This is a genomic window from Streptomyces sp. NPDC054961, from assembly GCF_053609145.1.
The window spans coordinates 279,896-285,285 of record NZ_JBSGWY010000001.1 but is presented as its reverse complement, the minus strand read 5'-3'; the positions used below and the strand labels follow the sequence as shown (position 1 = coordinate 285,285).

The window sequence follows — 5,390 nt, the reverse complement described above, 5'->3', positions numbered from 1 at the left end:
GCCGGCCGTGGCGGGCGCCGGGGGCGTCGCCCGGGCCCGGGTCCCCGCGGGCTCCGCCTTGCTCCCGGGTTGTGGCGGGGGGGCGGGGGGGTGTGCGTCGGGTGGGCCTCCCCGGGGCCCCCCCCCCCCTCCGCGGCGCCCTTCACATTCAGGGCATCCAGGGCATAAAACCCTTATCCGGACCCCCCGGTGGCCCTCGCCGGGGCTCCGGATAAGGTCGTCGTACGAACGCGCCGCCCCGCACCCCGGGGAGGCGCGAGGTCGGACGGCCGTCGATCACGGTGCGCTCCCCCGCCGTGCCGCCGCCGTGCCCCTCGGGCGCTGACGTGCACGGCGCGGCCGGGTGTTCCGGCTCGGCCGTCTCCGTCCCGCCCTGCCCCTGCCCGGCCGCCGGCCGCCCTGCCCGGAAAATCACTGCCGCAATGACCACCGCGCTCCACCCGCCGTCCGCCCCCGGCACCGCCGCCCCCGCCTCCGCCCCTGATGCCCCCGCTCCGGCCCCGGCCCCGGCCACAGCCCCGCAGTCGCCCCGCCGCCGGGCGTTCGCCGGCCGGGCCCCCGCCCGGCCCACGGCCGCCGCCGCGCTCCACAGCATCAGCGCCGCGACCACGGTCCTGCTCTCGCTCGTGGCCATCGGAGCCGCGCTCCACGAGCCGATCCTGATTCCCCCCTTGGCCGCCAGCGCCGCGCTGGTCCACAGTGCCCCGACGCTGCCCCTGGCCCAGCCCCGCGGGGTCGTCCTCGGTCACCTGATGGGCGCCGCCGTGGGCTACGGGGTCCTGGCCCTGGCCGGCGACAGCGCGTGGGCCGCCGCTGTGGCCGCCGGGATCACGCTGGCGCTGGTCATGGCCGCGCGCACCCCGCATTCGCCCGCCTGCGCCACGGCCGTCGTGGTGGTCCTGCAGAGCCCGGCGCCCGCGCGGTTCGTCCCCCTGCTCTGCGGCTCGACCGTACTGATCGTCCTGACCGGGTACGCCGCCTCCCGCGTGCGGCGCAAGGCCCCGAGGTATCCCGCGTACTGGTGGTAGCCGGCGGGCACGGGTGAGGGTTCGAGATGCGCTTCCGGCCCGTGACTGGTTCGCTGAAATCCGCCCGCTGTCCCCCCACAGCGCCAGGAGTCAACATGAGTGCAGGCGAGTCCCACGGCCGGTCGCAGCAGCTGCGCGACAAGGCCCAGGAGCTGAACGAAGCGGCCACCCGGTCGACCGATCCCGACGAGAGCCGGCGGCTGCGGGACAAGGCCCGCCGGCTCCAGGAGCAGAGCGAGCAGGAACGCGTCATCGACGACCCGGGCATGGACCTGCGGTAACCGGGTCCCCGGATCCTGGCGGGGCGGCGGAGGACCCGCGGCCCCGCGCGGGCCGACCACCGGCCCCGGCGTCCGTGCACGGACGCCCGGGAGCCGATGTCCCGCGACGCGGCGGGCCGACTCGCCGCGAAACGGCCGCCGGGCAGGGCAGCGGCCGCCGGGCAGGGGCTACGGAGCGGTCGCCGCCGCCGGGGCCTCGTCGAGCTCCCACGCGTGGCGCTTGAACTCGCGGGCGAAGTCCGCGTGGTCCTCCCACTGGCGGGCGATGCCCCGCAGCACGTCCCAGTGGTGCTCCACCGCCTGGTCGATGACCCGGCGGACGGCGGGCTCGGCCGTGGCCCGCTGCTCGATGAGCCCCTTGGCCACCGAGGCCTCGAGCGCCGCGTTGCGCAGCGCGCGCAGGGCGCGGGAGGTGTCGTCCATCGCGAAGCCGCTGTCGCTGCCCGTCTCCTCGGCGAAGAGCGGGGTCAGCCGCGCCTCGATGAACGCGGTGATCCGCTCGAAGTGACGTACGTCCATCGGTGGCTCCATCTCGGGTCGCTCTCGGTTTCCGGTGCGAGCCGGGCTCACACCGTCGATCATTATCCCGCAGCCGGATTCCCCCTCCCGCCCTGGGGCGGCCGTCTACGCTGGCGCCATGGATGAGTTGGAGGGCGCGGAGGTCATCGCCTTCGCGGACGCGGAGGCCTTCGAGAGCTGGCTGGCCACGCACCACACCCGGCACGCGGGCGTGTGGGTCAAGCTGGCGAAGAAGGCGTCGGGCATCGCGTCGGTGTCGGCCGACGAGCTGGTCGACAGCGGGCTCTGCTACGGCTGGATCTCCGGGCAGCGGCGGTCCCTCGACGAGCGGTACTACCTCCAGAAGTACGTACCGCGCAGGCCCCGGAGCCTGTGGTCGCAGGTCAACGTCGACAAGGTCGCCGAGCTCACCGCCCTGGGGCGGATGCGCGAGCCGGGCCTCGCCGAGGTGCGCCGGGCGCAGCGGGACGGCCGCTGGACGGCGGCCTACGCTTCCCAGCGGACGGCAGAGGTCCCCTCCGATGTCACGGCGGCGCTGGCGGCGGATCCCGCGGCCCGCGAGGCCTTCGAGGCGCTCGACCGCACCGGGCGGTACCTGGCCCTCCTGCCCGTCCTCCAGGCGCTGACCCCGGAGAGCCGCCGGGCCCGCCTGGACAAGGCCGTACGCCTCCTCGCGCGGGGCGGCACGGACTGACCCCGGGGCTCCCCTTCAGGAGACCCGGACCTCCCGGGGCCGGCCGGAGCCGTCCACCCGGACCAGCAGACGGACCAGCGGCCCGCCCGGCGGGCCGGGCTCGTCCGAGCCGCCCGGCGGGCCGGTGCCTCCGGGGACGAAGGTGACGTCCGTCGCGTCCGGCCCGATCACGTCGACGCAGTGCAGGGACAGCCGCTCCCGCGGGGGCGGCCCGACGCCCGCCGCCTCGGCACGGCGCCGCCCGTGCGCGGGCGCCCCCGCGAGGGCGAAGTCCTTGAGGGCCTCGAGGTCCCCGAGGATCCGGCGGATGCGCGCCGCCGCCTCGTCGAGGCCGACCGGCTCGGGACCGCTCCCCGCGCCGGCCCCGCCGGGACCGATCGTCACCCCGCAGTCCGTGGCGCCGTCGGCTCCGGCCGGCCGGAGCGCCGGGCCGATCCCGATCGCGCCGGTCAGCCGGCCTTCCGCGTCCGGGCGCAGGACCCCCAGCCACGGATGGCGGACGGGCCCGGCGAGCCGGGCGCAGCACGGGGCGAGCCGTTCCGGGACCAGACCTCCGCAGGTGGGACACACGAGGTGGGCGAAGCAGGCCGGGTCGCCGCCTTCCGGAAAGGCGTCCATGGCGTCAGCCTAGTGCCGGGGTCCGGCGGGGCAGGGCCGGCCCCCGCCCGTGATCCACGGACGCCCCTGGACCCTGCCGTCCTACCAGCGGACCGGGAAGCGCGTCACGCCGCGCATCAGGCTTCCCGCGTGCCAGAGGCGGGGGCCGGCCGCCGGGTCCTCGGCGAGGCCGGGGAAGCGTTCCAGCAGGGAGCGGATCGCGATGCGGCCCTCCATGCGGGCCAGCGGGGCGCCGATGCAGAAGTGGAGTCCGTGCCCGAAGGCCAGGTGGCCCTGCGGGGCGCGGCGGATGTCGAAGACGTCGGGCTCGGCGAAGCGTGCGGGGTCGCGGTCGGCCCCGGCCAGGGAGACGAGCACGGTGGCCCCCGCCGGGATGGTGGTGCCGCCGAGTTCCAGGGCCTCGCGGGCGTAGCGGTACGTGGAGTGCTGCACGGGGCCGTCGTAGCGGAGCATCTCCTCGACCGCGCCGTCGAGCAGTCCGTCGAAGTCGGCGCGCAGCGAGGCGAGTTCCCCGGGGTGGGCGAGCAGGGCGCGTACGCCGTTGGACACCAGGTTGACGGTGGTCTCGTGGCCCGCGACCAGCAGCAGGAAGGCCATCCCGATCAGCTCGTCGTGCGAGAGGGAGTCGCCGTCCTCGTCGCGGGTCCGGATCAGCGCGCTGAGCAGGTCCTGGCCGGGGTCCTTGGCCTTGGCCTCGACGAGCTCCGCGAGGTAGCCGCCGAGCTGCTGGTGCGCGGTGTTGTCCGGGGCTCCCGGGGCGGGGGCGACGACCTCGTTGGACCAGTACCGGAAGCGGGCGCGGTCGAGATCGGGGACGCCGAGCAGTTCACAGATGACGGTCATGGGCAGCGGGAAGGCCAGCATGTCGATCAGGTCCCCGGAGCGCTCGGGCCGGGCGCCCATGGCGTCGAGGAGTTCGTCGGTGATCTGCTGGACGCGGGTCCGCATGCCGTCCATCCGCCGGGTGGTGAACTCCCGGGCGACCAGACGGCGCAGCCGGGTGTGGTGCGGCGGGTCGGACTCCAGCATGTTGGAGTTCACGGCGGCGACGAGGGCGCCGGGGAACCGGCCGGAGGTGCGCCAGTCCTTGGACAGGGCCGGATGGTTGAGTGCCTGTCGCGCCTCTTCGTGGCCGACGACCAGCCAGCAGGGCTCGAACGCGTCGGCGGAGACGATGACCTCGTGGACCGGCCCGGTCGCGCGCAGTCTCGCGTAGAACGGGTACGGGTCGGCGTCGAAGTCCTCGGTACTGGCACTGATGTCCACTACTGGCATTCGACCACAGTAGAGCGGTAGTTGACGTGCGCAAGGGAGGATTTCCGGACACTCCGGGGTGACTCGCCGATCACGGTATTCTGCCGCCCTTGCCATACGAAAGAGGGGGACGGTCATGACCACCGCATACGAGGTGCGCCGGACAGCCGTGGACATCGCCACCCATGACGGCACGTCGGACGCCTATCTGGTCCAGCCCGAGGGCGAAGGCCGGTATCCCGGGGTCCTGCTGTACGTGAACGCCCTCGGAGTGCGTCCGCACATCAAGTCGATGGCGGACCGGATCGCGGCGGCCGGCTATGTCGTCCTGGTGCCCAATCTCTTCTACCGCCACGGACGCACACCGGTGTTCGAACTGCCGGAGTTCGTCGACTTCGCCCGGCAGCCGGAGATCTTCGACCGGGTGGGTCCGGTCCTCGATTCCCTGACGCCCGAGCTCGCGATGCGCGACGCACCGGCCTATCTGGACTGGCTCGCCGGCTTCCCGGCGGTCTCCGCGGGTCCGGTCGCCCTCACGGGGTACTGCCTGGGCGCCCGGCTGGCGCTGCTGACGGCGGGTACGTATCCGGAACGGGTGGCGGCCGCGGCGGGCTTCCACGGCGGGGCCCTGGCCACCGAGGCGGTGGACAGTCCGCACCTGCTGGCGCACCGGGTGACCGCGGAGCTGTACTTCGGCCACGCCGACCAGGATCCGTCGCTGCCGGCCGAGCAGATCGACCGCTTGGACGAGGCCCTGTCCGCCGCGGGTGTCCGCCACCGGACCGAGGTGTACGCGGGGGCGGCGCACGGATACACCCTTGCCGACACGACCAGCTACGACTCCGCCTCGGACGAGCGGCACTGGGCGGCGCTGTTCGCGCTGCTCGACCGGACGTTCTGACGCGCGGGCGGCAGCGGCCGGGGGGGGGGGAGCCGTCCCAGGACTGTCTCTTATAAAACAAACCGATCCCACGAGACCAGTAAGGATCTGGGTGT

The 5,390-nt window shown here is 74.6% G+C and carries 7 protein-coding genes; 4 read left to right on the top strand and 3 right to left on the bottom strand.

The features are described 5' to 3' along the window. Positions 1-422 precede the first annotated feature (422 nt). Both ACWF9Z_RS01245 and ACWF9Z_RS01240 read left to right on the top strand, forming a co-directional pair. Positions 423-1,028, top strand: a complete 606-nt coding sequence (locus tag ACWF9Z_RS01245; protein ID WP_453596172.1) for an HPP family protein — start codon at positions 423-425, stop codon at positions 1,026-1,028. Between the two features lie 95 nt (positions 1,029-1,123). Then, positions 1,124-1,309: a DUF6381 family protein gene (locus ACWF9Z_RS01240; protein ID WP_356655718.1), complete on the top strand. Its 186-nt coding sequence runs from the start codon at positions 1,124-1,126 to the stop codon at positions 1,307-1,309. Between the two features lie 168 nt (positions 1,310-1,477). Here the strand turns inward: ACWF9Z_RS01240 and ACWF9Z_RS01235 are convergent, their stop codons facing one another. Beyond that, entirely contained in the window at positions 1,478-1,828 is a 351-nt protein-coding gene (locus tag ACWF9Z_RS01235) for a hypothetical protein (protein WP_453596170.1), read from the bottom strand. Between the two features lie 118 nt (positions 1,829-1,946). Here ACWF9Z_RS01235 and ACWF9Z_RS01230 point away from each other — a divergent pair, with 118 nt between their 5' ends. Continuing rightward, entirely contained in the window at positions 1,947-2,522 is a 576-nt protein-coding gene (locus ACWF9Z_RS01230) for a YdeI/OmpD-associated family protein (protein ID WP_453596168.1), read from the top strand. Between the two features lie 15 nt (positions 2,523-2,537). Here ACWF9Z_RS01230 and ACWF9Z_RS01225 read toward each other — a convergent pair whose 3' ends face one another. Beyond that, a complete protein-coding gene (locus ACWF9Z_RS01225) occupies positions 2,538-3,140 on the bottom strand; it encodes a hypothetical protein (RefSeq protein WP_453596166.1) in 603 nt (200 codons plus the stop codon). An 81-nt stretch (positions 3,141-3,221) separates the two neighbouring features. Beyond that, complete coding sequence (locus ACWF9Z_RS01220; RefSeq protein WP_453596164.1) at positions 3,222-4,415, bottom strand: cytochrome P450 family protein; 1,194 nt, start codon at positions 4,413-4,415, stop codon at positions 3,222-3,224. A 115-nt stretch (positions 4,416-4,530) separates the two neighbouring features. Between ACWF9Z_RS01220 and ACWF9Z_RS01215 the strand changes: the two genes are divergently transcribed. Continuing rightward, positions 4,531-5,295, top strand: a complete 765-nt coding sequence (locus tag ACWF9Z_RS01215; protein ID WP_453596162.1) for a dienelactone hydrolase family protein — start codon at positions 4,531-4,533, stop codon at positions 5,293-5,295. The last annotated feature ends 95 nt before the right edge of the window (positions 5,296-5,390 follow it).